30 protein-coding genes are annotated in these 27,000 nt (G+C 68.8%); 14 read left to right on the top strand and 16 right to left on the bottom strand.

What is annotated here, in order from left to right; genetic code table 11:
• Window positions 1-19 precede the first annotated feature (19 nt).
• Together dapC and fdxA are read right to left on the bottom strand one after the other, a co-directional pair.
• Complete coding sequence (gene dapC / locus C6I20_RS11435) at window positions 20-1,129, bottom strand: succinyldiaminopimelate transaminase (protein ID WP_118396079.1); 1,110 nt, start codon at window positions 1,127-1,129, stop codon at window positions 20-22.
• Window positions 1,126-1,449 (bottom strand): ferredoxin, encoded by a 324-nt coding sequence (gene fdxA, locus C6I20_RS11440; protein WP_118398857.1) that lies wholly within the window; start codon window positions 1,447-1,449, stop codon window positions 1,126-1,128. The genes dapC and fdxA overlap by 4 nt, the downstream gene beginning before the upstream one ends.
• Window positions 1,450-1,544: 95 nt before the next feature.
• Here fdxA and C6I20_RS11445 point away from each other — a divergent pair, with 95 nt between their 5' ends.
• Window positions 1,545-2,504 carry a GNAT family N-acetyltransferase gene (locus C6I20_RS11445; protein WP_118396080.1) on the top strand — a complete coding sequence of 320 codons (960 nt, stop codon included), beginning with the start codon at window positions 1,545-1,547 and terminating at the stop codon, window positions 2,502-2,504.
• Between the two features lie 14 nt (window positions 2,505-2,518).
• Here the strand turns inward: C6I20_RS11445 and C6I20_RS11450 are convergent, their stop codons facing one another.
• The 4 genes from C6I20_RS11450 to mshB are packed head-to-tail and all read right to left on the bottom strand — an operon-like array spanning window position 2,519 to window position 6,503.
• Entirely contained in the window at window positions 2,519-4,729 is a 2,211-nt protein-coding gene (locus C6I20_RS11450) for a VanW family protein (RefSeq protein ID WP_118396081.1), read from the bottom strand.
• The gene (locus C6I20_RS11455; RefSeq protein ID WP_118396082.1) at window positions 4,726-5,259 is read right to left on the bottom strand and encodes a flavin reductase family protein; all 534 of its coding nucleotides are present in this window, start codon (window positions 5,257-5,259) and stop codon (window positions 4,726-4,728) included. The genes C6I20_RS11450 and C6I20_RS11455 overlap by 4 nt, the downstream gene beginning before the upstream one ends.
• The gene (locus C6I20_RS11460; RefSeq protein ID WP_118396083.1) at window positions 5,256-5,591 is read right to left on the bottom strand and encodes a hypothetical protein; all 336 of its coding nucleotides are present in this window, start codon (window positions 5,589-5,591) and stop codon (window positions 5,256-5,258) included. The genes C6I20_RS11455 and C6I20_RS11460 overlap by 4 nt, the downstream gene beginning before the upstream one ends.
• Before the next feature lie 3 nt (window positions 5,592-5,594).
• Window positions 5,595-6,503 carry an N-acetyl-1-D-myo-inositol-2-amino-2-deoxy-alpha-D-glucopyranoside deacetylase gene (gene mshB, locus C6I20_RS11465; RefSeq protein ID WP_118396084.1) on the bottom strand — a complete coding sequence of 303 codons (909 nt, stop codon included), beginning with the start codon at window positions 6,501-6,503 and terminating at the stop codon, window positions 5,595-5,597.
• Between the two features lie 69 nt (window positions 6,504-6,572).
• Here mshB and C6I20_RS11470 point away from each other — a divergent pair, with 69 nt between their 5' ends.
• The gene (locus C6I20_RS11470; protein ID WP_118396085.1) at window positions 6,573-8,654 is read left to right on the top strand and encodes a prolyl oligopeptidase family serine peptidase; all 2,082 of its coding nucleotides are present in this window, start codon (window positions 6,573-6,575) and stop codon (window positions 8,652-8,654) included.
• A gap of 9 nt (window positions 8,655-8,663) precedes the next feature.
• Here C6I20_RS11470 and C6I20_RS11475 read toward each other — a convergent pair whose 3' ends face one another.
• A complete protein-coding gene (locus C6I20_RS11475) occupies window positions 8,664-8,930 on the bottom strand; it encodes a hypothetical protein (protein ID WP_118396086.1) in 267 nt (88 codons plus the stop codon).
• Between the two features lie 294 nt (window positions 8,931-9,224).
• Here C6I20_RS11475 and C6I20_RS11480 point away from each other — a divergent pair, with 294 nt between their 5' ends.
• Window positions 9,225-10,466, top strand: a complete 1,242-nt coding sequence (locus C6I20_RS11480; protein ID WP_118396087.1) for an FAD-binding protein — start codon at window positions 9,225-9,227, stop codon at window positions 10,464-10,466.
• 64 nt (window positions 10,467-10,530) lie between these two features.
• Window positions 10,531-11,265 (top strand): YqjF family protein, encoded by a 735-nt coding sequence (locus tag C6I20_RS11485; protein ID WP_118396088.1) that lies wholly within the window; start codon window positions 10,531-10,533, stop codon window positions 11,263-11,265.
• A 7-nt stretch (window positions 11,266-11,272) separates the two neighbouring features.
• Here the strand turns inward: C6I20_RS11485 and C6I20_RS11490 are convergent, their stop codons facing one another.
• Window positions 11,273-12,031, bottom strand: coding sequence for a phosphotransferase (locus tag C6I20_RS11490; protein ID WP_254052123.1), 759 nt, complete (start codon window positions 12,029-12,031; stop codon window positions 11,273-11,275).
• A 9-nt stretch (window positions 12,032-12,040) separates the two neighbouring features.
• On the opposite strand from C6I20_RS11490, the gene C6I20_RS11495 reads away from it, so the two are divergent.
• From C6I20_RS11495 to C6I20_RS17140, 3 genes are all read left to right on the top strand, one after another.
• On the top strand, window positions 12,041-13,285 hold the full coding sequence (locus C6I20_RS11495) for a YibE/F family protein (RefSeq protein WP_162891282.1): 1,245 nt from the start codon (window positions 12,041-12,043) through the stop codon (window positions 13,283-13,285).
• 206 nt (window positions 13,286-13,491) lie between these two features.
• On the top strand, window positions 13,492-13,839 hold the full coding sequence (locus tag C6I20_RS11500) for a hypothetical protein (protein WP_118396091.1): 348 nt from the start codon (window positions 13,492-13,494) through the stop codon (window positions 13,837-13,839).
• Window positions 13,840-13,896: 57 nt separating this feature from the next.
• Complete coding sequence (locus C6I20_RS17140) at window positions 13,897-14,055, top strand: hypothetical protein (protein WP_162891283.1); 159 nt, start codon at window positions 13,897-13,899, stop codon at window positions 14,053-14,055.
• Between the two features lie 10 nt (window positions 14,056-14,065).
• On the opposite strand, the gene C6I20_RS11505 is transcribed toward C6I20_RS17140, so the two are convergent.
• Window positions 14,066-14,677, bottom strand: coding sequence for a cysteine hydrolase family protein (locus C6I20_RS11505; RefSeq protein WP_118396092.1), 612 nt, complete (start codon window positions 14,675-14,677; stop codon window positions 14,066-14,068).
• Window positions 14,678-14,888: 211 nt separating this feature from the next.
• Between C6I20_RS11505 and C6I20_RS11510 the strand changes: the two genes are divergently transcribed.
• The gene (locus tag C6I20_RS11510; RefSeq protein WP_162891284.1) at window positions 14,889-15,749 is read left to right on the top strand and encodes an NAD(P)H-binding protein; all 861 of its coding nucleotides are present in this window, start codon (window positions 14,889-14,891) and stop codon (window positions 15,747-15,749) included.
• A gap of 10 nt (window positions 15,750-15,759) precedes the next feature.
• Here C6I20_RS11510 and C6I20_RS11515 read toward each other — a convergent pair whose 3' ends face one another.
• Both C6I20_RS11515 and C6I20_RS11520 read right to left on the bottom strand, forming a co-directional pair.
• A complete protein-coding gene (locus tag C6I20_RS11515; RefSeq protein WP_118396093.1) occupies window positions 15,760-16,710 on the bottom strand; it encodes an NAD(P)-dependent alcohol dehydrogenase in 951 nt (316 codons plus the stop codon).
• A complete protein-coding gene (locus C6I20_RS11520) occupies window positions 16,707-17,417 on the bottom strand; it encodes a DUF4386 domain-containing protein (RefSeq protein ID WP_118396094.1) in 711 nt (236 codons plus the stop codon). Before C6I20_RS11520 ends, C6I20_RS11515 begins: the two co-directional genes overlap by 4 nt.
• Before the next feature lie 74 nt (window positions 17,418-17,491).
• Here C6I20_RS11520 and C6I20_RS11525 point away from each other — a divergent pair, with 74 nt between their 5' ends.
• Window positions 17,492-18,205 carry a TetR/AcrR family transcriptional regulator gene (locus C6I20_RS11525; protein WP_118396095.1) on the top strand — a complete coding sequence of 238 codons (714 nt, stop codon included), beginning with the start codon at window positions 17,492-17,494 and terminating at the stop codon, window positions 18,203-18,205.
• Window positions 18,206-18,330: 125 nt separating this feature from the next.
• On the top strand, window positions 18,331-19,164 hold the full coding sequence (locus C6I20_RS11530; protein ID WP_118396096.1) for an SDR family NAD(P)-dependent oxidoreductase: 834 nt from the start codon (window positions 18,331-18,333) through the stop codon (window positions 19,162-19,164).
• A 129-nt stretch (window positions 19,165-19,293) separates the two neighbouring features.
• On the opposite strand, the gene C6I20_RS11535 is transcribed toward C6I20_RS11530, so the two are convergent.
• A complete protein-coding gene (locus C6I20_RS11535) occupies window positions 19,294-20,103 on the bottom strand; it encodes a universal stress protein (RefSeq protein WP_118396097.1) in 810 nt (269 codons plus the stop codon).
• 205 nt (window positions 20,104-20,308) lie between these two features.
• On the opposite strand from C6I20_RS11535, the gene C6I20_RS11540 reads away from it, so the two are divergent.
• On the top strand, window positions 20,309-20,917 hold the full coding sequence (locus tag C6I20_RS11540; RefSeq protein ID WP_216822874.1) for a DUF4386 domain-containing protein: 609 nt from the start codon (window positions 20,309-20,311) through the stop codon (window positions 20,915-20,917).
• 49 nt (window positions 20,918-20,966) lie between these two features.
• Here the strand turns inward: C6I20_RS11540 and C6I20_RS11545 are convergent, their stop codons facing one another.
• Both C6I20_RS11545 and C6I20_RS11550 read right to left on the bottom strand, forming a co-directional pair.
• On the bottom strand, window positions 20,967-21,428 hold the full coding sequence (locus C6I20_RS11545; RefSeq protein ID WP_216822875.1) for a glutaredoxin domain-containing protein: 462 nt from the start codon (window positions 21,426-21,428) through the stop codon (window positions 20,967-20,969).
• 160 nt (window positions 21,429-21,588) lie between these two features.
• Window positions 21,589-22,422: an SGNH/GDSL hydrolase family protein gene (locus C6I20_RS11550; RefSeq protein ID WP_162891285.1), complete on the bottom strand. Its 834-nt coding sequence runs from the start codon at window positions 22,420-22,422 to the stop codon at window positions 21,589-21,591.
• Window positions 22,423-22,577: 155 nt separating this feature from the next.
• Between C6I20_RS11550 and C6I20_RS11555 the strand changes: the two genes are divergently transcribed.
• Together C6I20_RS11555 and C6I20_RS11560 are read left to right on the top strand one after the other, a co-directional pair.
• Window positions 22,578-23,195: a hypothetical protein gene (locus C6I20_RS11555; protein WP_216822876.1), complete on the top strand. Its 618-nt coding sequence runs from the start codon at window positions 22,578-22,580 to the stop codon at window positions 23,193-23,195.
• A gap of 145 nt (window positions 23,196-23,340) precedes the next feature.
• Window positions 23,341-24,711 (top strand): ferredoxin reductase family protein, encoded by a 1,371-nt coding sequence (locus C6I20_RS11560; protein ID WP_118396100.1) that lies wholly within the window; start codon window positions 23,341-23,343, stop codon window positions 24,709-24,711.
• A gap of 23 nt (window positions 24,712-24,734) precedes the next feature.
• Here the strand turns inward: C6I20_RS11560 and C6I20_RS11565 are convergent, their stop codons facing one another.
• Together C6I20_RS11565 and C6I20_RS11570 are read right to left on the bottom strand one after the other, a co-directional pair.
• Window positions 24,735-25,691, bottom strand: a complete 957-nt coding sequence (locus C6I20_RS11565) for a hypothetical protein (RefSeq protein ID WP_118396101.1) — start codon at window positions 25,689-25,691, stop codon at window positions 24,735-24,737.
• A complete protein-coding gene (locus C6I20_RS11570) occupies window positions 25,684-26,076 on the bottom strand; it encodes a hypothetical protein (protein ID WP_118396102.1) in 393 nt (130 codons plus the stop codon). The genes C6I20_RS11565 and C6I20_RS11570 overlap by 8 nt, the downstream gene beginning before the upstream one ends.
• A 113-nt stretch (window positions 26,077-26,189) precedes the next feature.
• On the opposite strand from C6I20_RS11570, the gene C6I20_RS11575 reads away from it, so the two are divergent.
• Window positions 26,190-26,999: a ceramidase domain-containing protein gene (locus C6I20_RS11575; protein WP_118396103.1), complete on the top strand. Its 810-nt coding sequence runs from the start codon at window positions 26,190-26,192 to the stop codon at window positions 26,997-26,999.
• Window position 27,000: the final 1 nt, after the last annotated feature.

Raw genomic sequence — 27,000 nt, forward strand, 5'->3', positions numbered from 1 at the left:
GGAACCGCTCGACCAGAAGTCAGACCAGACGGTCGACTGCGGCCGCGACGCGCTCGTCGGTTGCGGTGAACGCAACCCGCACGTGCCGCCCGCCAGCCGTGCCGTAGAAGTCGCCGGGCGCTGCAAGGATGCCGCGCTCGGCTAGCCAGTCGATCGTGTCGCGGCACGGTTCTCCGCGGGTCATCCAGAGGTAGAGCGCACCCTCGGAGTGCTCGATCGTGAAACCGGCCGCCTCGAAGGCCTGCCGCAGGGTTGCTCGCCGCGCGGCGTACGTCTCCCGCTGCCGGTCGACGTGCGTGTCGTCTGCGAGCGCCGCGGTCATCGCCGCCTGTACGGGCGTTGGCACCATGAAGCCCAACTGCTTGCGCACCGCGAGCAGCTCCTCGACGATCGTCTGATCGCCAGTCACGAAGGCATCGCGGTAGCCCGCGAGGTTGGAACGCTTGGAGAGCGAGTGGACCGCCAGAAGGCCTTCGAACGAGCCGCCACAGACGTCGGGATGCAGCACCGACACCGGTGAGCCCTCCCAGGCGAACTCGAGATAGCACTCGTCGGACACGACCAGGGTGCCGCGCTCACGCGCCCAGTCGACGACCTTGCGCAGGTGGTCGGGAGGAAGGATCCGGCCGCTGGGGTTGCCGGGCGAGTTGACATAGATGATCGCCGGGACGCGAGGCCCCAGGGACAATGTGGAGTCTGACGCGATGACCTCGCAGCCGGCGTATCGGGCCCCCACCTCGTACGTCGGATAGGCCAGCGCGGGCACGACGACCAGGTCGCCCGAGCCCAGTCCCAGCTGGGCCGGAAGGTTGGCGATGAGCTCCTTGGAGCCGACCGTCGGCAGCACCTGTCCGGCGTCTAGCCCGGTCACACCGAAGCGGCGCCCGAGCCAGTCGACCGCGGCCTGGCGCAGCGAGTCGGGACCGAACACCGTGGGGTAGCCCGGGGCATCCGCCGCGTCGACGAGGGCCTGACGGGCAACGTCGGGCGTCGGGTCCACGGGCGTGCCGATCGACAGGTCGATGATCCCACCGGGATGCTCGCCGGCACGAGCCTTCGCTGCGGCGATCGTGTCCCACGGGAAGTCCGGGAACCTCGCCGAGACCCGGCCGAAGCCGCGAGGGGTCATTCCTGGATCTGCGGAGGAAGCGCGGCGATCAACGGGTGGTCCTTGTCGATCACGCCGAGCTTGGCCGCGCCACCGGGTGAACCGATGTCGTCGAAGAAGTCGACGTTCGCAGCGTAGTAGTCCTTCCACTCCGGCGGAGTGTCGTCTTCGTAGAAGATCGCCTCCACCGGGCAGACCGGCTCACAAGCACCGCAGTCGACGCACTCGTCGGGCTGGATGTAGAGCATCCGGTTGCCCTCGTAGATGCAGTCCACGGGACACTCGTCCACACAAGCGCGGTCCTTGAGATCCACACACGGCTGGGCGATCACGTACGTCACGAGCATTTCTCCTTCGACGAGCTGGTCCCAGTATCCCGAACGCCTCACGGCCACCGGACACAAGGTCCACCTCAACGGCATGGAAGTCTTGAGTCATGACTCTAGACGGCTCGGCGGTGGGGCGGCGCATCGTCGTGCGTCATGAGACAGGTGGTGTCGGACCATCGGGCGGGCCCGAGCTCAACGACGTCCTCGGACGGGTCGTCGCGGTCGACCAGCAGACCGTCCAGGTCGAGCTGCGCGATGGTCGCATCCGCGAGATCGACCTCACTGCCATCACCACCTGGAAACCCGTCCCGGAGCGTCCGGCGCGCCGCCGGCGCGCCGCCGCCATCAGCGCTGATGACCTCACCCGGATCACCTCACGCGGTTGGCCCGCGATCGACTCGGCACAGCTTGGCGACTGGGAGCTGCGGGCCTCTCGCGGTTTTACCGGGCGCGGCAACTCCGTCGCGGTCCACGGCTCCGCGGGCCTGCCGTTCGTCGATGCGGTCGACCAGGTGCGCAATTTCTATGCCACGCACAAGATCCCGGCGCTGGCCCAGCTCGTCGTCGGCTCATCAGCCGAGCGCGAGTTCCTGGACGCAGGCTGGGTGCCGAAGCGCGACTACTACGGCGGTGCTGTGGTCCAGGTCGCTGACCTGCACGCCACCTATCCGCGCGATCGCGAGGCCGTCGTCAGCGACGTCGTCGATGACGAGTGGCTGGCTGCCTATCGCCGCGCCGACGAAGACCCTGTGACCGCACGCGAGGTCTTGCAGGCACCCCGCACGGTCGGATTCGTCTCGATCGGCACGCCGGTGCGAGCGATCGCGCGGATCGTCGTGACCGGCGAGTGGGCCGGCATCTCCGCCGTGGAGGTCGATCCGGATGCCCGTCGCCAAGGCCTGGGTCGTCGCATCGTCGACACCTCGCTGGCCTGGGCCGTCGAGCACGGCGCCGACAAGGCCTACCTGCAGACCATGCGCTCGAACTGGGTCGCGCTCGCGCTCTACGAGCCGTACGGCTTCGTGGACCACCACGACTACCGTTACCTCGAGCCCCCGTCCCGCTGAGAGCGGAGCCGGTGTCAGTCGGACTCGGGCTTCTTGCCGCAGATGACGTGGTCAGCGGCCTGGTAGCGGGCCGTGTCGGTCTCGGTCTTGACCTTCTTGCCGGCCTTGTAGAACGTGCGGTAGATGTCGATGTCGAATCCGGGGATCGGTCCCTGCGGCACGCACCGATCGGTGTCGTCGTACTGCGTGCCGGGCGACCGGGCATTGCGACGCGCGGACTGGCCGGCCTTGATGTCCCACACCTTGGTGCTCCACAGCTCGACGTGCATGATGCCCGGCGACGAAGGCGTGGCCTTGACGACGTACGACCGGATCAGCACGCCGTAGTCGGTCGGATTCTTGAACCGCAGATCGAGGCTGCCGAAGTAGACCGTCGCCTCGCGCCCCACCGGGTAACGGTTGATGTAGAACGCATGTGGATGGTGCTCGACGTCCTCCATCCCACCGAAGAAGGACGCGTTGTACGTCGTGGTGACGACCTGCGAGACACCTCCACCGAGCTCTTCGCGGAAGACGCCGCCGTTGATGACGGTGCCGGACACGAAGCCGTTGCCGGGCGTGCGCTCACCCACGGTGTCGTTGAAGCTGAACGTCTCACCCGGCTTGACGATCGTCCCGTTGAGCAGCTCAGCAGCCCGCCCCTGGTTGATGTTGCGGTACTCCGCATAGGGGAAGGTCGTGTCGAAGCTGCTGATCTTCTCGGTGATCTTCAACGCCTTGGCGTCCCTGGTCGTGAACTCCGGGTCGACGACCTTGGCCTCGATCTCGACCATCCGCTCATCGCCGGTCTTGGTGAGCGCCGGGATGAGCTTGGTCGCCATCTCCTCGGGCTGCAGGCCGATGCCAGCCTTGCCGGGCACCACGACGGCCTTGCCCTTCTCGATCCGGACGGTCGCGTCGACTGCCTTCTTGCCGATCCCAGTTGTGGAATCGGTCAGGGGCTTGGCCAGCTTCTTGGGGTCCAGCTGGGGCGTGAGCTGGTTGTCCACGATCTGGACCACCAGAGCCGGGGCGTACGCCGTCACCGGCAGCGCAACCTTCTTGTCCCCCGACCTGATAGTCACCGGACCGCTCACGGCAGGTTCGGCGATCGTCTTCATGGCCTTGGCGAGGCCGTCTGCATCGACCGCCGGCTCGACGACGACGGTCGGGACCTTAACCGGATCCTCCTCGACGAGGTAGGCCGCACGGATCGCCGTCTGGGCGTCGGCACGTGCCACGACCAGACCCGGCTTGGGTTGGCGCGCCACAGGCTTGGCCTTGGGGAACGTGATCTGAGCCTCGACGACGTCCTGGTTGACAGTCTCGCTGATCGTGCCGATCGTGCTCTGCAGCTTGGCATCGTCGACATCGAGGGCAGGGGCGGTGGCGTGGTCACCGATGAACAGGCCAACGATGTCGGCCGGGTCCCAACTGCGCTGGCCACCTGCCTCCGAGACTGACCGGTCGACATCGAGCGCGAGGCCAGCGTCCTTCGGCTCGATCTCGAACGACGTCTTGTCGTGCTCCAGAGTGATCGGCCGGTCGACGTTGGGCGACAGGGCCTTGTCGACGGCAGAACGCGCCGCGCTGGGTGACATGCCGCTGACGTCGACGCCACCGATCGTCGCGTTGGCGGGCATCCGGGTGCCGGTCAGGAAGTAGCCCCCGACGTACAACGCGCCCACCACGACCGCCAGGGCAAGGACGAAGCGGCGTGCACGGTGCGAGGACGGACCGTCGCCGGACTCGGCCGGCGGGAGGTCTGTGCCGTCGTCGTCTGTGTCGTCGTCGTCTGCGCCCGGCTCGGCCAGTCCGTCGGCCAGGGGGACGGCCAGGGGGACGGCCAGGACGGCTTCCGTCTGGTCAGCGGGCTCGTCCTGCTCGAGGGCCGTCTCCGTCTCCCCAGCGGGCTCGTCCTCGGCAGGCCCGTCGGCCGACTCCGGCTCGGGCTCGTCGGGGTCGGCTACAGGCTCATCCGCCTCGAGAGCGGTCTCCGGCACCTCTTCAGGCTCGTCCGCATCAGGCTTGTCCGGGTCAGGCGCATCGGCCTCGACCGGAGCGGCGTCCTCGGCAGCGACATCGGGCTCGTCGTCCAGATCGATCTCTGCGTCCGGCTCGACGACCAGGCCGGGCTCGGCGATGCCTGGCCCTTCGCCCAGGAGCTCTGCTCCGTCGGCATCTTTCGCGACGTCAGGAGCGCCCTGGTTCTCGCCGGAGGTGTTGTCGTCAGGTGTTTCGGTCATGGGTTGCTCCCGTAGACGGTCTTTTCCGAGTCCGGTAGTCGCAGGATCGTTCCGTAGTGGGCACGGTAGTAGAGAAGTGGGTCGTCGATGTCGTCCCGCACAGCAGCGCCGGTGACTGCCCCGACGAGGATCGTGTGATCTCCGCCTGCGGTCACCGAGACCGTGGAGCACTCGAGCCAGGCGAGCGAGTCGTCGAGCAACGGGGCACCGGAAGCCCCGCGGTGGAACGCGATCCCTTGCATCTGGTCCTCCAGCGGGCGGCCCCGGTGGGCGAACCAGGCCGATGCCGCGATGCCTTCCTCGGCCAGGATCGAGACGCCCCAGAACCCGGTCTCGAGGACAGCTTCGTGGAACCGGCTCTCGGTGTGGGAGCACACCAGCACCAGCGGCGGGTCGAGCGAGACCGAGGTGAACGCGCTCGCGGTCATGGCGTGATCGATCCCGTTCTGGGTCGTCGAGACGACCGTGACGCCGCTCGCGAACCTACCGAGAGCTCCGCGAAAGGCCTGCTGGTCCACCGTCGCGGTCATCGGACCAGCCTAGGAGGACGCAGGACGCCGAGCACGATTGCCCCTGCCGAGCCGATCGTGAACGACCAACCGATCCAGTCCGAAGCGATCAGATAGCTGTCGCCGGGAGAGACCTGTTGAGCCATCAGGACGAGCCCCCAGCCCAGCCCCAACCAGGCTCCGCCCGCTGGCATCAGCTGGCCGGCGGCCCGTACGACGGCGTACGTCACGGCGACCGTCAGCAGGACACCCCACGGCCAGATGACACCTCCGGCCCACCAGACGTGCCGGTGCATGATCGCACCGACGACTCCGACGTAGACCCCCAGCACGAGCAGGCTTGCGCGCTTCACGACTCAGAGACCGGCGAACAGGTCTTCCTCGAGCCCGCTCTCCCCCACCGGCCCGCGAGCGCCCCGCACCAATCGGTAGAACTCCGTGCCCCACACCGTCGCCGCCATGTCCATGCCGCCGGCGAAGAACTGTCCGTCCTCGGTGATCTGGGTACGGTGCGCCTTCATCGCGGCGAGCTTCGCGGAGACGAACTCGGGGCCCTCGATCACGGCGTCCAGCTGATCGTCCTCGACCACCATCGCCGGCAGGTTGTCCGGATCCATCCCCTCGAACGTCTTGGTGTCACCGCTGTCGCGCAGCGCCTTGATGCCTGCCCGCATGCGCGACGCCGAGAGCGCGACCCAGTAGACCTTCGCGACGTCCCACGCCTCGCCGAGGACCGGCCGGAACGAACGCGCCGCAGCCAGGTCAGCGGCGTAGTGCGCGACCCGGTGCGCCTGGATGTGGTCGGGATGCCCGTAGTTGCCGAAGTCGTCGTACGTCACCAGCACGTGGGGGCGGACCTCACGGATGATCTCGACGAGCAAGGCCGCGGCCTCGGTCAGGTCGGCGTGCCAGAACGCATTGTGATGGATCTCGTCAGCCGCGGTGGCGCTGCCGTTGTCGTCCCACTTCATGCCCGAGTCACGGTAGTGGCCGGCGCCGCCCAGGATCCGGTGGTCGGTGACTCCGAGCTCGGCCATCGCCTCGGTCAGCTCCCCCTCGCGGTGCTGACCCAGCAGGTCATCGCGGTCGGAGGCCAGGTGCTCCAGGCCGGGCACGAGCACCTCGCCCATCTCTCCCAGCGTGCAGGTCACCAGCGTGACCTGGACGCCCTCCGCGACGTACCTGGCCATCGTCACGCCGTTGTTGATCGACTCATCGTCAGGATGGGCGTGCACGAAAAGGATCCGTCGGTCGCTCAAGGTCATGTCCCAAGGCTACTGACCATCGCCGACGCCAGGCCCTGTCGCCTCCCGCTGCCGTGGTTGGATCGAAGCATGAGCGTCTCCTACCCGCGACTGGCCGCCCGCACACTTCGTTTCACCCTTGGCATCCCCCGCAACATCACGGTGTCGCCGGACGGCCGGACTGTGCGGTTCATCCGCACACCGGACGGCGTGACCCGCACCGGCCAGCTCTGGGAGCACGACGTCGCCTCAGGTGTCGAGACGATCGTGGTCGACCCGCTCGAGCTGCTCGGCGATGCCGGTGAGCAGCTGTCGGTCGAGGAGAGGTCCCGCCGCGAGCGCAGCCGCGAGTCCGCCGCGGGTCTGGTTGGCTACGACGTCGACCAGACTGGTCGCTGGGCCTGCTTCGCCCTGTCCGGGAGGCTCTGGGCGGTCCACCGGGGGGGCAAGTCCGTTCACGCCCTGCCGAGTACCGGCGCGGTCATCGATCCGCGTCTCGACCCGACCGGCCGGTTCATCGCCTATGCCTCGGGTGGCGCACTGCGGGTCATCGATGTGGGTGGGCGCGACGAGCGAGCCCTGGTCGAGCCGGACTCCCCCACCGAGGTCTGGGGGCAGGCCGAGTTCATCGCCGCGGAGGAGATGGAGCGCCATCGCGGCTTCTGGTGGGCGCCGAACGGTGAGTCATTGCTGGTCGAGCGCTACGACGACGCTCCAGTTCAGACGTGGCACATCGCCGATCCCGAGCACCCCGAGCGCGAGCCGGTGGCCCAGCGGTATCCCGCCGCCGGGACACCTAACTCCGTCGTCACGCTCTGGCACATCGGGCTTGACGGCACCCGCCGACAGGTCGAGTGGGACCGCGCAGCGTACGAGTACCTCGGCCGGGTCACGTGGAACCAGCACGGCGCACCCGTGATCCAGGTCCTGAGCCGTGACCAGAAGGCCTCACGGACCCTGTCGGTCGACACCGCGACCGGCCTGACGACCACGCTGCGCGAGCAGAGCGACCCGGCCTGGGTGGAGCTGTCGTCTGCGCCTCGCTTCGCACCTGACGGATCGCTCGTGACAGTCGAGGACGTCGACGGGTGGCGCCGGGTGCTGCGCGACGGCGTCGCGATCTCACCCGATGGATGGCAGGTGCGCGGCATCGTCGAGGTGTTCCAAGACAGCGTCATCGCGACGGCCTCGCACGAGCCGACTGCGGTCCAGGTCGTCCGGCTCGGCTTCGATGGCGTGATCAGCGAGCTCACCGAGGGCGCCGCCCTGCACGGGGCGGTCATCGGCGGGCCCACGACGGTCATCGTCCGATCCGGCCTCGAGGCCGTCGGCACCTCGGTCATGGTCCACCAGGAGGACTCCGCACCGACCCCGATCCGTGTGCTCGCCGAGCCGGCGCCGCACGAGCCGGTCGTGACCCTGCTGGCGGCCGGCGAGCGCGGACTTCGCACGGCTGTGCTGTTCCCCCGCGGACACGAGCGCGGCTCGCACCGACTGCCGGTGCTGATGGACCCGTACGGCGGTCCGCACGCACAACGGGTGCTGGCCTCAGCCCGGGCATTCCTCGAGGCGCAGTGGCTCGCCGACCAGGGATTTTGCGTCATCGTCTCCGACGGCCGTGGCACCCCTGGGCGCGGCCACGCGTGGGAGCGCGAGATCCTCCACGGCTTCGCGACCGTGACTCTCGACGACCAGGTCGACGCGCTGGCCGCGGTCGCCGCGGCGTACCCCGACGACATCGACACCGACCGGGTCGGCATCACCGGCTGGTCGTACGGCGGCTACCTCTCCGCCCTGGCCGTGCTCAAGCGGCCAGACGTTTTCCATGCTGCGGTCGCTGGCGCGCCTGTGACTGAGTGGCGGCTCTACGACACCTGTTACACCGAGCGTTACCTCGGCGACCCGAACACCCAACCCGAGGTCTACGACGACAACTCATTGCTGCCGCTCGCGGCGGGGCTGGAGCGCCCACTCATGATCATCCACGGCCTCGCGGACGACAACGTCGTCGCGGCGCACACCCTCCGGCTGTCGTCCGCGCTGCTCGCAGCCGGTCGGCCACACACCGTGCTCCCGCTGTCGGGCGTGACCCACATGACGCCGCAGGAGGTCGTGGCGGAGAACCTCAAGCTCCTGCAGGTCGAGTTCCTGCGCGAGCACCTCGGCGTCTGACCCCCACGATCAGTCCTTGAGTCGCTTGGGCCCACCGGGGAGGTCGATCGGGGTGACGGGCAGTCTGTCGTCTCCTGGCATCCAGCCGCCGTAGACATCGACCATCTCGATGACGCGGTCGTCGTAGGGCTCGACCAGCAGCACCCACGCGTGGTCCTCGCCGTCGTCCTCGCCGGCAAAGCCCTCGCGTCGCAACGTCGTCAAGTAGCCCTCGCTCTCCAGCGCGTTGATGAGCTCCGCGGCGTCGTCGTCGGCATCGAAGTAGATCGGACTCATGCCGCCGAACCTATCGCGCGCACCGTGAATCCGGGCAGGTCGGTTGGGTGCGCTTGATCCGCACGCATCCCCGAGTACGAGATTGCCAGTCCGTCAGAGCCCTGAGGTCCGATCCGCGCAGCAGCCCCCGTGGCCAGCGCCTCCCATCGACCTCATGGAATGCACATGAACCTGGCCGAGGCACTTCGGTCGTACCGCGGAGCGCTACTCGTGGTGAGTCACGACGATCAATTCCTCGCCGACCTGGAGCTCACCCGACGTGTCGAGATGTGAGTCGGCGAGCACACTGGTGGCATGACCGGAACGAACTGGGCAGGCAACCTGACCTATCACGCAACGGCGCTGCACCAACCGGGCTCGATCGAGGAGCTCTCCGCGCTCGTTGCGGCCGCCCCGTCGGCACGCGCGCTCGGCAGCCGCCACTCGTTCAACGCCATCGCGGACACCACCGGTGTCCAGATCTCGGTAGCCGGGCTGCCTCCGGTCGTCGAGGTCGATGCCGCCGCCCGCGAGGTCACGGTCTCCGCGGGTCTGCGGTACGGCGAGCTTGTCGAGGAGCTCGATCAGGCCGGCTGGGCGCTGCATAACCTGGCCTCACTCCCCCACATCTCGGTCGCTGGAGCCATCGCGACCGGTACGCACGGGTCGGGTGACCGCAACGGCAGTCTCGCCAGCTCGGTCGCCGGGCTCGAGCTCGTCACCGCGGACGGCACGGTGCGCTCGGTCCGCCGCGGCGACCCCGACTTTGACGGGATGGTCGTCTCGCTCGGGCTGCTCGGAGTCGTCACCAAGGTCACCCTCGACATCATCCCGACGTTCCAGATCCGTCAGGACCTCTACGAGGGGGTCCCGTGGGAGTCGATCGAGACGGACCTCGATGCGATCACCGGCAGCGCGTACAGCGTCAGCCTCTTCACCGACTGGGGTGCCGGAGGCGCAGGCCAGGCCTGGGTCAAGTCGCGGGCCGACGCAGCACCTCGCGAGGAGTTCTTCGGCGCACGTCCAGCGGCCCGACAGCTGCATCCTCTACCGGGCGAGCAGGCCGACGTGGCCACGACACAGCTCGGCGCCGCCGGCCCGTGGTGGGACCGGCTGCCGCACTTCCGCCTGGGATTCACGCCGAGCAACGGCGAGGAGCTGCAGACCGAGTACCTCGTGCCTAGGGAGCACGCCCTCGAGGCGATCCGGGCCGTGCGCGCGCTCGCGCCACGCGTGCAGCCGCACCTGCTGATCAGCGAGATCAGGACCATCGCCGCCGACGCCCTGTGGCTGAGCCCCAGCCACTCGGTCGGCTGCCTCGCGATCCACTTCACCTGGCGGATGCATGTGCCGGAGGTGACGGCACTGCTGCCCGTCATCGACGCCGCACTCGCCCCGTGTGCCGCCCGGCCGCACTGGGGCAAGGTCTTCGAGACCGCACCCCAGCGCCTGCTTGAGGCCTATCCACGTATCCCGGATCTGCGCGCGCTGGCCGACCGGCTCGATCCCGAGCAGACCTTCGCCAATCGGCTTACGAGTCACTGGCTGTCCCGTTGACGATGTGACGTAGTCGGGCGGTACTGACCGGGTCGGCAGGGCATTCCGGTGGCAGACTGGAAATATGAACACGTTCAATCCCATCCCGGTGCGACTCACCGGACCACGGCTGATGCGTCAGGACTGGACCCGGCTGACCTTCATCCACTGGGCTGTCGAGCCCGCGATGGTGGCACCGTTGCTCCCCCTCGGTACGCGTCCTGACGTGCTGGACGGCGTCACGTACGTGGGCCTGATTCCGTTCGAGATGCGACGAGCCGGATTCGGCCTGGGCCCCGCAGTGCCGTTCTTCGGTGACTTCGCCGAGACCAACGTGCGTCTCTACACGGTCGACGACCAGGGACGGCACGGTGTGGTCTTCCGGTCACTGGAGACCAGTCGACTCCTGGTGACCCTCGGTGCGAGGTTCGCGTTCGGGACTCCGTACACGTGGGCCCGCATGCGGATCACCCAGGAGGGCGACCGGATCGACTACACGACTCGCCGGCGCTGGCCCGGCCCCCGCGGCGCCGGCGGTCACGTCTCCGCGACGATCGGCGACCCGATCGCACACCCGTCGGCGGTCGAGGAGTTCGTCACCGCGCGCTTCGGACTGCACACCCGGTGGGCGGGACGCACGCTCTGGATCCCGAACCACCACGCCCCGTGGCCCCTGCGGTCCGCGACGGTCGAGACGCTGGAGGACACCCTGGTGGCGGCGGCCGGCATTCCCGGTCTCGCGAGCCGGCCGCCCGACTCGGTCGTCTACGCGGACTCGGTCCGCACCGAGTTCGGCACGCCCGTCGTCGTGCCAACCTGATCCTGGCTCAAAGCGCTTGCTCGATCGCCGGGACACGAGCGAGGAAGGCAGCGACCCGGTCGCGGGTGCGCTGCGGCTCCCCGACCTTCGCCAGATTGAGCAGACCCGCGTCGCCGCGCACCTGGCCCGCCTCGATCCGATCGCTGGCCGCCGTCATGCGCTCGACGACGGCCGCGAGGACCGTCGTAGGACCCCACTCGCCGTACGCGTCGACCAGCAGGTCGAGCCTGCGCACGACGTCGTCCAGCGGTATCTCGCGGTAGAGCGGGATGCCGGTCCACGCAAGGAAGGCCAGGTCGTCGATCGGACGGCCGGGACCGGCCATGTCCCAGTCGATCATGGCAACGAAGTGGCCGCTCTGGATGATCCAGTTGTAGGCGCCGGGATCGTTGTGGCAGACGATCTGGTCGGCGGCGAGCTCTGCCTCGCCGCCCCGCCAGGTGCGCGGGCCCTCGGGTCGGAAGTCCTCGACCAGATCATGGAAGTCACGCAACCATGTCACTGCCTCGGCAAGAACGCTGTCCAGGACGACCTCGCGGTCGACCGGGACGCCTCTGCCCTCGACGTAGTCGAGCACCTCACGACCCTTGTCGTCGATGCCGTGCAGCTCCGGCATGCCCCGGAGTCCGTTGTCGTGCAGATACGTCAGAAGCTCGTGCACGGCCGGCGTCCATGGCCCGGTCGGGCGCCGCACCGTCCGGCCGATGCGGGTCGCCCCGCCCACCGCACCGGGCAGGTGTTCAGGCTCTGTGTCGTCACGTGGCACGCTTTCATCGTGGCACACACTCACTCGCACAGCTCGGTTGCCGACTACGGACCCCCCCGACGCAGGCTGGCCTCGGTGCTGACGATTGTCGTGCTCGCCATCGCGGGCGTCGCGATGGCCGCGATGGCCGCCCTGTGGCCCGACGCGGACCAGGTGCCGCGCGACCAGAATCCTTACAGCGGGCAGGGCGTCACGACCGTCGAGGCGACCGTCACGGGCATCGAGCCGTTCGACTGCAACAGCGGCGGCGAGGGACCCGACGGGATCCAGCAGGTCAGGGGCGACTGCGCCCACATCACGGCCACGACGGACGACGGCGCCGCGACCTTCGACCTCGACGCATCGCGATTCAAGGCCGGCATCGATCGCGGCGACGACGTCAAGCTCATTCGGATCGCTCCGGAGGGCCAGTCGGTGTCGTACGAGTTCCTGGACTTCCAGCGCGGCCTGCCGATCACGGCGCTCGCGATCGCCTTCTCGGTCCTGGTCATCGCGGTTGCGCGCTGGCGCGGCCTGTTCGCGATCGTCGGCATCGGGGTGACGATGCTCGCGCTGACCAAGTTCATGCTGCCGGCCTTCCTCGCCGGGGAGTCACCGCTGCTCGTCGCGATTGTCGGGTCGACCGCGATCATGATCGCGGTGCTCTACCTGGCCCACGGGATCTCGATCCGCACGACCGCGGCGCTGTTCGGCACCCTGGTCGGCATCGGCCTGACTGCCGCCCTCGGTCTCGGCTCGACGATGTGGACCAACCTGACCGGCGTCGGCTCGGAGAACGATCAGATCCTGATCGCGACGGTGCCGGGGATCGACCTTTCCGGCATCGTCGCCGCCACGATGGTCATCGCCGGTCTCGGCGTGCTCAACGACGTGACCGTGACGCAGGCCAGCGCGGTCTGGGAGATGCGGGCGCTGCAACCGGCTGCCCGTGGCGCCTCGCTGTTCGCCTCGGCGATGCGGATCGGCCGAGACCACATCGCCTCGAGCGTCTACACCCTGGTGTTCGCCTACGCGGGTTCGGCCATGACGGTGCTGCTGCTCATCACCGCCTATCAGCGGGGTCTGGCCGAGATGGCGACGACCGAGGAGATCGGCACTGAGATCGTGCGCACCCTGGTGGGTGCGATCGGCCTCGTCCTCGCGGTTCCGGTCACGACGCTCTTCGCGGTGTGGCTGGCGCCGAAGGCGACCGAGCCCGATCAGCTCGAGATCGTCACCGCAGGCGGATCGCACGCGGGGCCTGTCGGCGGCTGACCAGCCTCCTCGGAGTCAATCTTTGCGGTCAGGGCCTGCCTCTGCGGCCAGGTCACCGGGCCGTCCCTCGTCGGTGGCGTCCTGTGCGTTCATGATCCTGGCGTCAGCTGTTCACCCGCCGTGAGCCCCTTTCCGGCCGCCTGGACCCGCTGCCGCTCCTAGGCTGGAATCACCGGCCTGCCGGGCCACCAGCGACAAGACTGACGATGCCCCCTCACCGATCCTGGTCCTCCACGTACCGGCTCTCCAGCGAGTCGCGCCAGCAACGGATCCTGCGCACCGTGCACCGTCTGGACGATCCCGGCATCGTGGCGCTCGGCACGACCCGCGACACCCGACCCGCCGTCGTGATCGAGTGCTCCTCGGCCAACGCCGAGTTTCGGGCCCGGCGCATCGTCCACACGCTGGATCTGCTGGCGGAGCGGATCGAGACCTCCCGGGCATCGGGTCTCTGCGCGCCGGAGCCGCCCCAGTCGACGCACCTCGCGGGGCTCCCGATCCCCCGGCGGCTGACCAGGCTCGTCCCGACGGATCGGCTGCGCAGGCTGCTCTGAGCATGCATGGGCCGGCGGGTCGATGGGTATGAGTCCGGTTCCGAGGGAAGGACAGCCATGACCCACACACCCATCGAACCTGACGATCCGTACGACGAGCTCCCGGGCGACGATCCCGAGGCTCCGATCGACTCGCAGCAGGACGACCCCGAGATAGCCGTGGTGCCGGACTTCGGCGAGGACCGCGCGGCGCCGGATCCCGGCGAGGACACCTAGCCCCGACGGTTCAGGACGCGGCCGATTCGAAGGCCGCGAGGACCTCGGCGCTGCTGCACCGGGCACCGGTCTGGAGGTACTCCATGGCGCGCAGGGCGCCCGCGTGTGCCTCGACGCTCGAGCCGGCCACCGCATCCTCGACGACCCGGCAGAAGTAGTCATGCTGATGGGCGTCGACGAACGTGTAGTGGACGCAGACGTCGGTATGACCACCGATGAGGATCAGGGTCTCGGCACGTAGCCCCTTCAGCAGGATCTCCAGCTCGGTCCCGAAGAAGCACGAGTAGCGGCGCTTGCGGATCACATAGTCGTCGGGCCGTAGGCCGAGAGCGGCCGCGATCTCGGTGCCGGGATCGCCTTCGAGCAGGTGCACGTCCTCGGCGCCGTCGAGCTCGCGGCCAAAATCGACCAGGTCGCGGCGATGCGCCTCCTGGAAGAACACGATGGGGATGCCGCACTCGCGGGCCTTGGCCACCAGCGCCGGTGCGCGATCCATCGCTTCCTGGTAGCCAGGCATGAACGGAATGGCCGACTCGCCCTCGCCTGCTCCGCCGCCCTGGATGTCGATCACGACGAGAACCGGCCGGCCCTCGATCAGCTCGCGGGGTGTGCGGGAACTCATGGGCTCTCCTCGTGCAAAGACGTTCGTCGGCGTCACAGTGCGGTCCGGTGTCACAGTGCGGTCCGGTGTCACAGTGCGGTCCGGTGTCACAGTGCGGTCCGGTGTCCGATCTCCGACGTGTTCGTCACGCTAGCACCGGAGGGGATCGATCCGGGGCGACCCAGCACCCGTGCAAGGCTGGGGGCCCCACCAGACGTCCCTAGGAGACATCGTGCGCGTCGCCATCACTGCTGCCAGTGGCAAGCTCGGAGCTGCCATCGTCGCGGCAACTGCGGCCGAGATCGGCGCGGACAACGTCGTGGCCCTGGCCCGGACCCCCACGAACGCCGCACACCTCGGGGTCGAGGTGCGTCCCGGCAGCTACGACGACCGCGACGAGCTCGTGACGTCGCTGGCAGGCATCGACCGTGTGCTGCTCGTCTCGGGAATGGACGCTCCGGACCAACGCATCGGGCAGCACCGCAACGTCATCGAGGCCGCCCGGTCGAACCACGTGCAGAAGATCGTGTACACCAGCATCCAGGGCCCCGCGAGCGGCACCGCCTTCTCGCCGGTCGTGCAGAGCAACCGGCAGACCGAGGACGACGTCAGGGCGAGCGGACTGGCCTGGGCGATCGGCCGCAACGGCATCTACATCGAGCCTGATGTGGAGTATGCCTCGACGTACGCCGAGCTCGGCGAGATCACCAACTGCGCCGGCGAGGGACGCTGCGCCTACACGACGCGGCCCGAGCTGGCGTACGCGTACGCCCGGATGCTGACCGGCTCGGCCGGCGACGGCCAGACGTACAGCCTCAGTGGCGAGCCGATCACCCAGACCGAGCTGGCCACCCTGCTCGGTGACGCCATGGGTGTCCCGATCGGCTATCGCTCGATGAGTTTCGAGGACTACCGCACCGAACGCGTCGCGGAGCTCGGCGACTTCATCGGCACGGTTGTGGCCGGCATCTACCAGGGCATCCGTGATGGCGCGTACGACACCTCCGGCGACTTCCAGGCCGCGGCCGGCCGCCCACACCAGTCGTGGGCCGACTTCTTCGCCGACCTGAAGTCCGTCCACACTGGCGCCTGACCGGCCCTGGTCAGGGGACCACGACGATCTTGCCGAGCGCGCGGCCTTCTCCGACCCGGGCGAGGGCAGCGGGCACCTCCTCGAGCCGGAAGGTCCGGTCGATGTGGATCGCGACGTCGCCCGCGACGCACAGGTCGGCGACCGGCTCGAAGTGGCCCGGTCCGGTCTTGACGACCAGCACCCCGAGGGAGCGACCGGTGAGCAGGCCGACCGCCGAGCCCGCAGTGAGCACACGCAGGAGCGTGCGCACCGACCCGCCCACGCACCGGTAGGTACCGCCCGGCGCGAGAGCGCGGCGGTAGGCCAGCACCGACCGGTGCGCGACCAGGTCAAGGATCAGGTCGTACGGCCCTGAGCGGGTGAAGTCGTCGCGGCGGTAGTCGATCACCTCGTCGGCGCCCATCGCTCGCATGAAGTCCTGCTTCGCTGCGTTGTCGACACCGGTCACGTGGGCACCGAGCCGCTTGGCGAGCTGGATCGCGAACATCCCGGACCCCCCTCCCCCGCCGTTGATCAGGACTCGGACGCCCGGTCCGGCCGCCGCCGTGCCCTGCAGCGCGATCGCACCCGCCTGCGGGATGGCGGACGCCTCCGCGAACGTCAGTCCGGTGGGCTTGCGGGCCAGGGCGGACTCCGCGACGAGGGCGTGCTCCGCGAAGCCACCCTTCAACGCGAGGTTGTCGGCGTACACCTCGTCCCCGGGTTGGAATCGCGTGACTCCCGACCCGATCTCGTCGACGACCCCGGCGATGTCCGATCCCAGCGTCCGGCGCGACGGGGTCCGAAGACCGCCGGTGCGGGCGTAGGCCGGCGCCCCCCGCAGGCACTCCCAGTCACTGAGGTTGACCGACGTCGCGGCGACCTCGACCCGCACCTGCCCGGCGGCGGGCGACGGGACCGGGACGTCGTCGACGCGCAGGACATCCGGTGGCCCGTACCGGTCGTGGACCACGGCCCTCATGCGCGACGGACGCCCCGGACGCAGAGGTAGCCGACCATCCACAGCTCACCGACGGTCGCGGGGACGACCAGCAGGTCGAGCGTCACGCCGGCGTCGGGGAGGACATGGCTCAGCAGTGCGCTGACGACGTAGCCCGCACCGCCGACCATGAGGACCCAGCCGAGCAGGTCGGGCATCCAGCCCGACTGCCGGACGAGCCAGCCCATCGGGATCAGCCAGAGACCGAAGAAGATCCCGCCGATGAGCCACAGGTGTTCGCTCACGACGTACAGCAGCTGAGCGGTGCCGGCCGCCCCGCCGCCGACGGCCAGTGTGGCGTCCCGGCTGACATCCAGGGCCGTCGCGATCAGGGCGACGCTGCCGAGCATCGCCACCGCATTGACCAGACCGAAAGCCGCGATCGAACCCGCAGCGAAGGTGTTGACGCTCCTGAACAGCCGGTAGAACCACAGCGCGACGAGCGCCTGTGTGATCACGACACCCATCTCCATCACGATCCCCAGCCGGGCCAGAGCCTCGCGTTCGGTCAGGTTGGCCAGGGTCGCCTCGGCGTCGTCCGCGGCAAACAGCTGGCTGCGGATCAGCAGGTAGCCGACCAGCCCGGTCAGCGCCAGCCCGAGGTAAAGCAGGCCGGTCGTGCGGGCTGTGCGCACCAGCTCCGGCGTGATCGACTCAGGTCGAGGACTCGCGGTCGTGGCGGTGGTCATGGGATCTCCTTGGGTGCCTTACAGCGTAAGAATGACATACAGCGTAAGGTTTGCGCAAGAGACGAGGAGATGGTGTGACGACGCGTGAAGTACGGACGCCCCTGAGCCGGGAGCGGGTGCTCGTTGCGGCGATCGCCCTGGCCGATGCCGAGGGCATGTCGGCCGTGACGATGCGCCGGCTCGCCGCCGACGTCGGCGTCGAGGCGATGTCGCTCTACCACCACGTGCCGGGCAAGGCGGGCCTGCTCGACGGGCTCGCCGAGGCCGTGATCGTCCGGATCCACGCGGCCGTCGACGCTGCGGTGTCGGCCGACGACGACTGGCGTACGGCCGTGCGCCATCGCTGCCTCGCGGCCCGCAGCGTCATGGTCGACCACCGCTGGGCGCCGGGTCTGCTCGGATCTCGCTCGAGCATCCCTACGAGTCTGTACCCGTACTACGAGGAGATCCTCGCGACGATGATCCGCGGGGGCCTGGGCTATCACCTGGCGCACCAGGGCATCCACGCCCTCGGGACCATGGTGCTCGGGTTCACCCAGGAGCTGTTCACCCCTGACTCCGAGGGCGGCACGCTCGACGAGGAGGCCGCCGAGGCCGAGCTCGCCGCGATGGCCGAGATGCTCCCCCACCTGACCGCGATGGTCGCCTCGGAGGTCCACGACGCCGGCGAGGATCCACTCGGCTGGTGCGACAGCCAGAACGAGTTCGAGTTCACGCTGGACCTGCTGCTGGACGGGTTGGCCCGGGCGTCGGACTCGCTGGCGAGGCACCGCACGACGACGGCTTAGCACCGCGGCGGTTTCATCGGGGTGCGCAGTGCCCACTGAAGTGCCTTCTTGCCGATGGACACGCTCTCGATCATGCTCGAGAGGTACCCGCACGTGTCGGAACCGCTACCAGTCGAGGACCCTCCATGGCGACGTCACCCAAGACCATCCTGCTCACGGGTTCGACCGACGGCATCGGCCTGGCGACCGCGACCCGGCTGGCCGCGCTGGGCCACCACCTCCTCCTGCACGGCCGGGACCGGGCCAAGGTGGCCCACACCCAGCGAGCCGTCCGCGCGACGAACGGGGGCGGCGCGGTCTCGACCTTCGTGGCCGACCTCTCGCGACTCTCAGACGTCGAGGCCCTCGCGGCAGCCGTGAAGGAGGGGCACCCGCACCTCGACGTGCTGATCAACAATGCCGGAGTGTTCCGCACTCCCGAGCCCGTCACCAGCGACGGGCTCGACACGCGCTTCGTCGTCAACACGATCAGCCCCTACCTGCTGACCAGGCTCCTGCTTCCGCTGCTCGGACCCACGGATCGAGTCATCAATCTCTCGTCGGCGGCCCAGGCGCCGGTCGACCTGCGCGCCCTCGCCGGCAAGGAGACCCTGTCCGACGGCGCCGCGTACGCGCAGAGCAAGCTCGCCCTGACCATGTGGTCGCGCCATCTGGCCACGACCCTCGAGCGGGGGCCAGTGATGGTCGCGGTCAATCCCGGGTCGTTGCTCGCCACCAAGATGGTCAAGGAGGGGTATGGCATCGACGGCAACGACATCGGCATCGGCGCCGACATCCTGGTCCGAGCCGCTGTCGGCACCGACTTCGCGGAAGCCTCCGGGACCTACTACGACAACGACGCCGGCCGCTTCGCCGCTCCGCACCCGGACGCCCTCGACCCAGAGCTGAACCTCGCCCTGACGGACCAGATCGACGCCATCATCGCCACACACGTCCAGAACGCGACCCCACCGTCGTGACTTTCCGCGGACGGGGAGGACTAGAAGATCGACCGGGCACTCCACGTTGTCGTAGCTGGACAGCTGCCCCGGATGTCAGCCGATCATGACCGGCCGACCACCGACCTGTCGCTCGGTGTCAGTGGCTGGTCACGGCACGACCACCACAGGGCACGTTGCCAACCGCGCACAGGCATCACCCACGGCACCGAGCGCGCTGTGGACGATCCCCTGGGTGCCGTGCCGACCCACGACCAGAAGGTTCGAGTCGAGGCTGGCGGTGAGAAGCACGTCGACCGGTTCGCCGGCCATGACGCGGGTCTGGACGACCGGAACTCCCGCTATCTCGGCGGCGTCGGCCACCGCTTGCGTTGCGTCCGACCTCGACCAGTGGCTGCTCGCGGACGTATGGGGGTAGGCGGACACGATCTGCACACTGGCCCCCACCACCAGCGCGAACTCGGTGGCCCAGGCCACCGCGGCGTCGCTCGTGACGGAGCCGTCGACACCCACCGTCACGGTCCCTCGACCCTCCTGCGGCTGGGGTCGCGGCGTGGCGACCGCCCTCGTCTGGTGCGGACCTGCGGGGCCACTGGCCCGGATGATCTCGCCATCACCGTCGACCTCGATCAGCAAGCAAGAGAGGTCTGCGCGCAGCCTGGCCATCACGATGTCTGCGACACCCGCCGCTGAGTCGGCCGAGGACTGCACCACCAGGATGTCCGCCTCCGCGGTGCGCCTGGACAGGACCTCCACCGGATCGCCCTGCTCGACCACCGCGTCGAGCGGAATGTTCGGCCGGGATCCATCAGGACCGACGCTGACGACCCGGATCTGTGCCCGGTCGACCAGCGCCCGCTCCAGCGCGTAGGCGAGCGCGCCTGCGTACGGACGCCCCTGCACGATGCCAATGACCATCACGGCATGACGGGATTGCAGGTGCTCCAAGGTCGCTGTCATAAGCCTTAGCATCTCAGCAGCCGCGGGCCGGCAACATCGACCAGATTCCTGACTTGGTGGGACCTTTGGCCCGTGCGGATCGCGCGACCGGCAGTCCGGCCCCGGCATGAGTCACGCTCACCGTGGTGCGCTCGGGCCCAGCAGCGCTGGTGCTAACCGTTGTAGTCCGGCGGCACGACGGCCCGCCCCGATCCTCATCGGTCCGGTGCTGAACGACGCGGGCTACATCACCGGCGGCGGCCAGGACACCCGGGTGATCTGGGGCTGCATGCTCGACGTGGTGAACGCCCTGACTGCCGTCGGATCCGCCGTCGCGCTGTTCCCCGTGCTACGGCGCCGCAACGAGTCGCTGGCGCTGGGCTTCGTGACCTCTCGGCTGATCGAGGCCGCCATCATCATGATCGGGGTCGTCAGCCTCCTCGCCGTGGTGACGCTCCGGCAGGACTACGCCGGCCTCGGCGCGGACGCGACCACACTGACGACGACCGGCACCGCCCTGGTGGACCTCCGCAACTGGACCTTCCTGCTCGGCCCCGGTCTGGTGCCCGCGATCAACGCGCTGCTGCTCGGCACGATCCTCTACCGATCGCGCCTGGTGCCCCGCATCATCCCGACCGTGGGCCTGATCGGCGCTCCGCTGCTCCTCGGCTCGGCGATCGCGACTCTCTTCGGAGTCTTCGACCAGGTGTCCGGGCCGGCGACGCTGCTGGCCCTCCCCATCGCCGCCTGGGAGCTCACACTCGGATGCTGGATGGCGTTCAGGGGCTTCGACCGCACAGCGGTCTCTGCCCTGACCGATCACGAGCCGGCTTGACCGCTTTTCGCGCCGAGGGCGGTTCCGCGCGTGACGGAGCCGTCCTCGGCTACGCCATGAGCCTCTCGCGAACCCAGCTCGGCGACGGGTTGGTGTGCGCGTCCTCGCCGACGAACACCGTGGGCACGGTCTCGTTGCCGCCGTTGACCTCACGGACGCGGGCCGAAGCCCGGTCGTCGCGCGAGACATCGACCCACACCGCCCGGCTGCCGATCCTCCCGAGCAAGAGACGCATCCGGAAGCAGTAGGTGCAGCCCGGGCGCCAGTAGATCAGCGGTACCCCGCGTGCCGCGGCTTCCGCGCGGGCCGCCGCGTCGCTGAGCGACCGGGGGAAGAACAGCGGCGAGAAGCCCACCGCAGCGACCAGCAGGACGATCCCGATCGCGACGGACACGGCGTCCCTCCCGCCCGGCGCGAGGACCACGGCGGCCGCGAGGGCCAGCGAACCTGCGGGGAGCCAGCGCATCACGGTGCTGCGCACCCGTCCAGCGATGCCCTCATCAGCGTCCACACCGCCACGGTACGCCGACCGCTCCAGCCGGATCGCACCCTTGAGCGGTACGCGGTAGCTACCGTCCTGGGGGGCGGCGCGGTCGTGAGCTCGACGTCACGGATCCGCACCACTTGACCACCGGGCCATCGAGCTCGAGGTTCACGACACACCTCCAGGGTCAGTGCCTGTGGCCCCGTGCGCGTGGCAGTGCCGCGGCGACCGTCGCACCGATCAGCGCGTAGCCGTCGTCGTTGGCGTGGATGTCGTTGAGCGAGCACATCCACGTCAGCGTGCAGATCCTGCTGACGTTCGTCGGCACGCCCCCCACGACCGTCGTGTCGTACGACTGGAATGCCGACGCCACGTCGACCGTCGTGCCGTACGGGGCCGTGACCGTGGCGATCGTGCTGTTGAGGGCCATCTGCAGGCCGCTGGTCTGTTGGGCCAGGGCGGGATTGGTGAAGTACAACGCGAGGTACGGGTTGTAGTAGTTCGTGACGACGATCCGCGCGTCCGGGGCGGCTGCGTGGATCTTCGCGAGGCTCGTGTGCAGGTTGGCACCCAGGACCGCCAGCCTCTCCTGGATGCACGCGTTCTGGTCCGTGGCCCGCAGGCACGGGGTGACGTCGTTCGCACCGATCGTCATCGTCACGAGGCTGGTCGTGCGCCGGTGCGCGCGCATGAACGCCAGGGCCTGGTCGAGCTGGTTGCCCTTGACGTAGTCGCAGCGGCCACCGTCGACGAGCGTCGTGCTCGTCTCGCCGGAGCAGGCGAGGTTGCGCAGCTTGGTCTTGCGCGCCGTGCGCTTCTCCGCGGCCAGCACGGCACCGACGTAGCCGCCGGTCTTGTCGTCGCCGGCATTCGGCTGGTAGCCGGCGGCCAGCGAATCGCCGAGGGCGACGTACCAACCGGTCGCGTGCGACGACCCGTGGTGGCTTCCGTGATGTCCCGTTCCGGCTTGCGCCGTCGTACCGGTCAGACCGATCGACATCGTGGCCATGGCCAGCGCCACGACCGCCAATCTCCTGCAATAACGCACCATGTGACTCCCTCTCGTCGTTCGCTCAGACTGCCTCATGAAGGGCTCATCTGACTAGAGGCGAAGGAAGCACAGAGATCACACAGAATCTTGTGATACCCCTAGGGGTATACCTATCAGGAGAGACCATGACCCGCCACGTGATTTATCGTCGAATCGCCACACCGCTCGTCGTCCTCGTGGCGTCGGCGGGACTCATGTCCGCGTGCTCAGGCGCCGGATCGAGCCAGACGCCCCCACCTGCCGACTCCTCCACGTCCACCAGCGCCCCGTCGACCGCGAGCGCTCCGGCCGCGCCGTCCGACCCCCTCGCGGCCGCAGCATGGGAGGCCCTGATGGCTCCGACCGGCGAATATGCCGCGGCGGCCTCCTACGCTGCCGTGATCGAAAAGTTCGGTGAGGTAGAGCCATACGCGTCGATCAAGGCCGCCGAGGAGCAGCACATCGCGGCCCTGACCCGCCAGCTGGAGCGGCGCGGAGTGACCGTTCCCGCCAATCCGTGGCTGGGCCGGGTCGCCGCGCCCGCAGATCTGGCCACAGCCGCAGCAGCCTGGGCCGATGGCGAGGACGCGAACGTCGCCCTCTACGATCGGCTGCTGTCTGCGGCCGAGTCCGATGCCACGCTGACCCGCGTCTTCACCAACCTGCGGCGAGCTTCCTTGGACCAGCACCTGCCGATGTTCGAGGCGGCTGCGGAGAACGGCGGGACGCTCTCTGCCGACCAGATGCAGTCCTCGGCGCACTGACCCGATGGTGCAGCGCCGGAGTCGCCGGCCGCCGGTGTTCTGACCCGCCCCGAGGGGCGCGCCGAGCAGTCCACCCGGTCAGGACACGCTGCGTCCGAGCTCGAGGAATGGTCCCGGGGACACCGTCCGCGTCTAGTGTGCGGGTATGGGTCTCTACGCCAGACAATCGCTACGTCTGGTGGGGCCGGCCAGCATCATCGCAGCGGTCGTGGGCATGGCAGCCCTGTGGCTGGCCGCTCGACCCGCCGACCTCGCGACCGGCAACTCCCTGGGCCAGCTGGCCGGCGTCGAGTCGATCCTGCTGATGTCGATCGCGCTGGTGCTCATCAGCACCCTGCCGTGGGTCGAGACGTACTTCGACGGCATCGACCGCGCTGCCATCTGGCACCGGCGCTGCGCCATCGCCGGGATCCTGCTGCTGGTTCCACACATCCTGATGTCGCACCGTGGGCAACCGGGCGCACCCTCGTGGGCCGGTCCGGCGGGCGTCATTGCGACGATCGGCCTCGCCACACTGATCGTGTGGGCCATCCTCCCTCGCTGGCGCACCGTCGTACCCGCCCCCGGTCGGCGCGTGATCGAGGCGATCCACGAGTGGCCTCCTGCCCGCCTGGTCGCACGCCTGGTGAGCGACTACGAGATCTGGCGCTTCGTGCACCGCACCACGGGCCTGTTCGTGGCCATCGGGTTCGCCCACGGACTGGCAGACGCGACGGCCTTCGACGGGCCCCCCGTCCTGCGCTGGACCTACGTCGTCGTCGGGGCAGTCGGTCTGGCGTTCTACATGTACCGGGAGGTGTTCGCCCGCCGAGGACATGGCCTTCGCGACTACCAGGTGAGCGAGGTCCAGGTCATCGGGCACGGAATGACCGAGATCTCGTTGCGCCCGCTCGGTCGCCCCCTGAGGTATGCGCCGGGCCAGTTCGCGATGCTGCACCTGGAGACGAAGTCCGGATGGCATCGGCACCCGTTCACGCTCGCGAGCAGCCCGTCCGACCCCGAGGTCCGGGTCACGATCAAGGCGCTCGGGGACTACACGTCGGCGGTGTCCGACTCCGTGAGACCGGGCATGCCTGCGGTGCTCAGCGGACCGCACGGACGGTTCACCCACACGAAGGGCACCTCGCACCAGATCTGGGTCGCCGGTGGGGTCGGCGTCACCCCATTCCTGAGCTGGTTCAGGTCGCTCGAGGAGTTCCCGGCTTCGGACCGGGTGGACTTCTTCTACTCTGTCGCCGGCGACGCCCCCTACGTCGATGAGATCCAGGCGATCGTCGAGCACCATCCCAACGTCCGGGTCCACGTGATCGACTCCACCGTCGCCGGACGGCTGACCGCCGAGGGCGCGCTCGCCATGTCCCGGCCGGCCGACAACGCTCCGGTCCAGACCGACGTTCAGTCGGTATCGGTGTTCATGTGCGGGCCTGAGCCAATGGTCCAGGCGCTGAGCAGCGGGTTCCGGGAGGCCGGGGTCGCAGCCTCCGCGATCCACCGTGAGTACTTCGACTGGCGCTGAAGCTCGACCCCGCATCCGCGCGACTACTCCTCGTCTCCCCCGTCGTGCTCGCCCGTCTCGTCCACTGCGCGGTACGCATCGAGGTTCCCGACGGCCCCTGCGTTGAAGGAGTAGCCGAGGAACCACCCGACGTGCTGCCACATCTCCCGCTCCTGTGCCAAGGTCTCCGGCATACGGAGCCCGAGGCCCTTCGCAAGCGGCAGTCGCCCTGTGTCCACCAACGCCCTGACGGCGCTCGACCACGCATCGGTGGCAACGACCGCAAGGCGATAGCAGGCAACAGCCACCGCAGCGCCGATGATGAAGGCCAGGATCAGGCTCGCCGCCTGGCGCTCGGGACTCAGGAGCGCGAGGAGTGCCGAGACAGAGGCAGCGCCCGAGACGTAGAGCAGGCACACGAAGAAGTCGACGCCCGCGCGCGCATCATCCACGTCCTTGACCACCGACTCGGAGGCTGTCGCCCGCAGCTGGTTCCACAAGAGCTGCGAACTGAGCTGGTAGCGGTCGTATGAGTAGTACTCGAACCTGCGGATCGCGTTGCCGAGTCGAGTCGGCGCGATCTGGTCCTCGTCGTCGGGATATCTGCGGAACCGCTCGAGTGCGAGCGCTCCACGGAGGTCGAGCCGGCCTTGTGCGCCGCGCGCCTTCGTGACTTCTTCCTTGGCTGCGCGGCGAGCGAGCACGTGCTTCTCGGTCATCGATGCTGCTCGTCGTGGCGGCCACAACACGTATCCCTCCAGCACGCGGTACAGGGGCGTGGCCACGCTCGCCAACGTGAGCCCCAGGATCACCGAGGCCGCCAGCAGGACGAGGGCCTGGTTGGACGCACTTGAGCTCGACACGGACGCGAAGATGTCGAGGTTCGTCAGGCTCGGGATCACCAGGAAACCGAACAGGCTCCACCCCAGTGAGCTCGGCAGGATCCAACCGAGCACGAGTGTCCAGGAACCACCCAGGACGCTCTTGGCGATCTCAGTCACGCTCGTCCTCCGCGATCCACCAAGGGGGTAGCGGTTGGGGGTCCGGCCCCGGCGGAGGGCCGCCGAGGGCAACGGCGTAGTACTCCGCCACCTGCTCGACCGTCTGACGGAGGGACAGGTCTCGCAGGTGGTTGAGCGAGGGAGCCTGCTCGACCTGCGTGACTTCATATCCGAGCTCGACGATGCCTCCGGATCGCCACCGTCCGCGATCGACCGGAACTGCGACCTGACCTGTGACGATCGTGACGCTGACGATGTCGACTCCGCTCGTGTCTTCCCACAGCAGACCGTCGACCTCGCCGATGACGATGCCGGCAGCCGTCGCCGGTGTCTCCTCGACCGTGGACTCCGCGACCGGCGTCTCTGGATGCTTGTCTCCGCGCATGGCGCCCCCTCAACCAGCTCCACCAACCAGCATGCGCCGCAAGCTCGTGCGGCGCCATACCCGCGTACGAAAAAATCAGGAGCTCGGTGGCCGAACTCCGCTAGGTTCACGATGTGCCCGTTGCCCGCCGTCCTCGCCCCCTGGTCGCGACGCTGACAACGGCGACGGTGTCGATCGGCCTGCTCGTGCTGGCCGTGCGCGTGGGCTGGCTCGGCGCCGACGTCGGCCGCGGGGGCAACTTCTGCGAGGCCGCTCGCGCCGGCTGGGTCAAGCAGCCGGCCAACGCACTCTCCAACCTGGGATTCGTCGTCGCCGGGCTCGCGGTCGCTTGGCGGGCTCGATTCCCCGAGCGTCTGGGCGACACGCTGCCGCGGTTTCCCGGGCTCACGACTGGCTATGCATGCCTCGTGGTGCTCCTCGGACCGGCGAGTGCCGCCATGCACGCGACCCAGTCATCGCTGGGCGGGTTGCTGGACATGACCTCGATGTACCTGGTCGCGAGCTTCGCCGCGGCATACGCCGTGACCCGCTGGCGGCGTCGAGATTCGACGTTCTTCTGGCAGGTGTTCGTGCTGCTCGTCGCCGCATGCGAGCTGACCGGCCTCTCGGACCGGCAGATTCCGGTGGTGCACTCCACCGGCAATGCCGCCTTCGGCCTCCTGCTCGTGGCCGCTGTGGTCGTGGAGACAATGCTGTGGCGACGTGGTCGCGCGCGCGTGGATCTGAGGTACGGCGCCGCCGCGCTGACGTCGATGCTCGTCGCTTTCGCGATCTGGACCCTGTCCCAGCACGGCTGGTGCGACCCGGACTCACTGCTCCAGGGCCACGCCGCCTGGCATCTGCTGGACGCCGTCGCGGCCTACCTGTTGTTCCGCCTCTACGCGAGCGAACGAATCACCGCTGGTCGACGCATCGACGCGTGAT

This window comes from Aeromicrobium sp. A1-2 (genome assembly GCF_003443875.1).
In the GTDB taxonomy this organism is placed as follows: Bacteria; Actinomycetota; Actinomycetes; order Propionibacteriales; family Nocardioidaceae; genus Aeromicrobium.

Bases quoted from the DNA above. Each gene is read 5' to 3' on its own strand.
- dapC (WP_118396079.1), bottom strand. From the start codon at position 1,129: ATGACCCCTCGCGGCTTCGGCCGGGTCTCGGCGAGGTTCCCGGACTTC.
- C6I20_RS11445 (WP_118396080.1), top strand. From the start codon at position 1,545: ATGACTCTAGACGGCTCGGCGGTGGGGCGGCGCATCGTCGTGCGTCAT.
- C6I20_RS11450 (WP_118396081.1), bottom strand. From the start codon at position 4,729: ATGACCGAAACACCTGACGACAACACCTCCGGCGAGAACCAGGGCGCT.
- C6I20_RS11455 (WP_118396082.1), bottom strand. From the start codon at position 5,259: ATGACCGCGACGGTGGACCAGCAGGCCTTTCGCGGAGCTCTCGGTAGG.
- mshB (WP_118396084.1), bottom strand. From the start codon at position 6,503: ATGACCTTGAGCGACCGACGGATCCTTTTCGTGCACGCCCATCCTGAC.
- C6I20_RS11470 (WP_118396085.1), top strand. From the start codon at position 6,573: ATGAGCGTCTCCTACCCGCGACTGGCCGCCCGCACACTTCGTTTCACC.
- C6I20_RS11475 (WP_118396086.1), bottom strand. From the start codon at position 8,930: ATGAGTCCGATCTACTTCGATGCCGACGACGACGCCGCGGAGCTCATC.
- C6I20_RS11480 (WP_118396087.1), top strand. From the start codon at position 9,225: ATGACCGGAACGAACTGGGCAGGCAACCTGACCTATCACGCAACGGCG.
- C6I20_RS11485 (WP_118396088.1), top strand. From the start codon at position 10,531: ATGAACACGTTCAATCCCATCCCGGTGCGACTCACCGGACCACGGCTG.
- C6I20_RS11500 (WP_118396091.1), top strand. From the start codon at position 13,492: ATGCCCCCTCACCGATCCTGGTCCTCCACGTACCGGCTCTCCAGCGAG.
- C6I20_RS17140 (WP_162891283.1), top strand. From the start codon at position 13,897: ATGACCCACACACCCATCGAACCTGACGATCCGTACGACGAGCTCCCG.
- C6I20_RS11505 (WP_118396092.1), bottom strand. From the start codon at position 14,677: ATGAGTTCCCGCACACCCCGCGAGCTGATCGAGGGCCGGCCGGTTCTC.
- C6I20_RS11515 (WP_118396093.1), bottom strand. From the start codon at position 16,710: ATGAGGGCCGTGGTCCACGACCGGTACGGGCCACCGGATGTCCTGCGC.
- C6I20_RS11520 (WP_118396094.1), bottom strand. From the start codon at position 17,417: ATGACCACCGCCACGACCGCGAGTCCTCGACCTGAGTCGATCACGCCG.
- C6I20_RS11530 (WP_118396096.1), top strand. From the start codon at position 18,331: ATGGCGACGTCACCCAAGACCATCCTGCTCACGGGTTCGACCGACGGC.
- C6I20_RS11535 (WP_118396097.1), bottom strand. From the start codon at position 20,103: ATGACAGCGACCTTGGAGCACCTGCAATCCCGTCATGCCGTGATGGTC.
- C6I20_RS11555 (WP_216822876.1), top strand. From the start codon at position 22,578: ATGACCCGCCACGTGATTTATCGTCGAATCGCCACACCGCTCGTCGTC.
- C6I20_RS11560 (WP_118396100.1), top strand. From the start codon at position 23,341: ATGGGTCTCTACGCCAGACAATCGCTACGTCTGGTGGGGCCGGCCAGC.
- C6I20_RS11570 (WP_118396102.1), bottom strand. From the start codon at position 26,076: ATGCGCGGAGACAAGCATCCAGAGACGCCGGTCGCGGAGTCCACGGTC.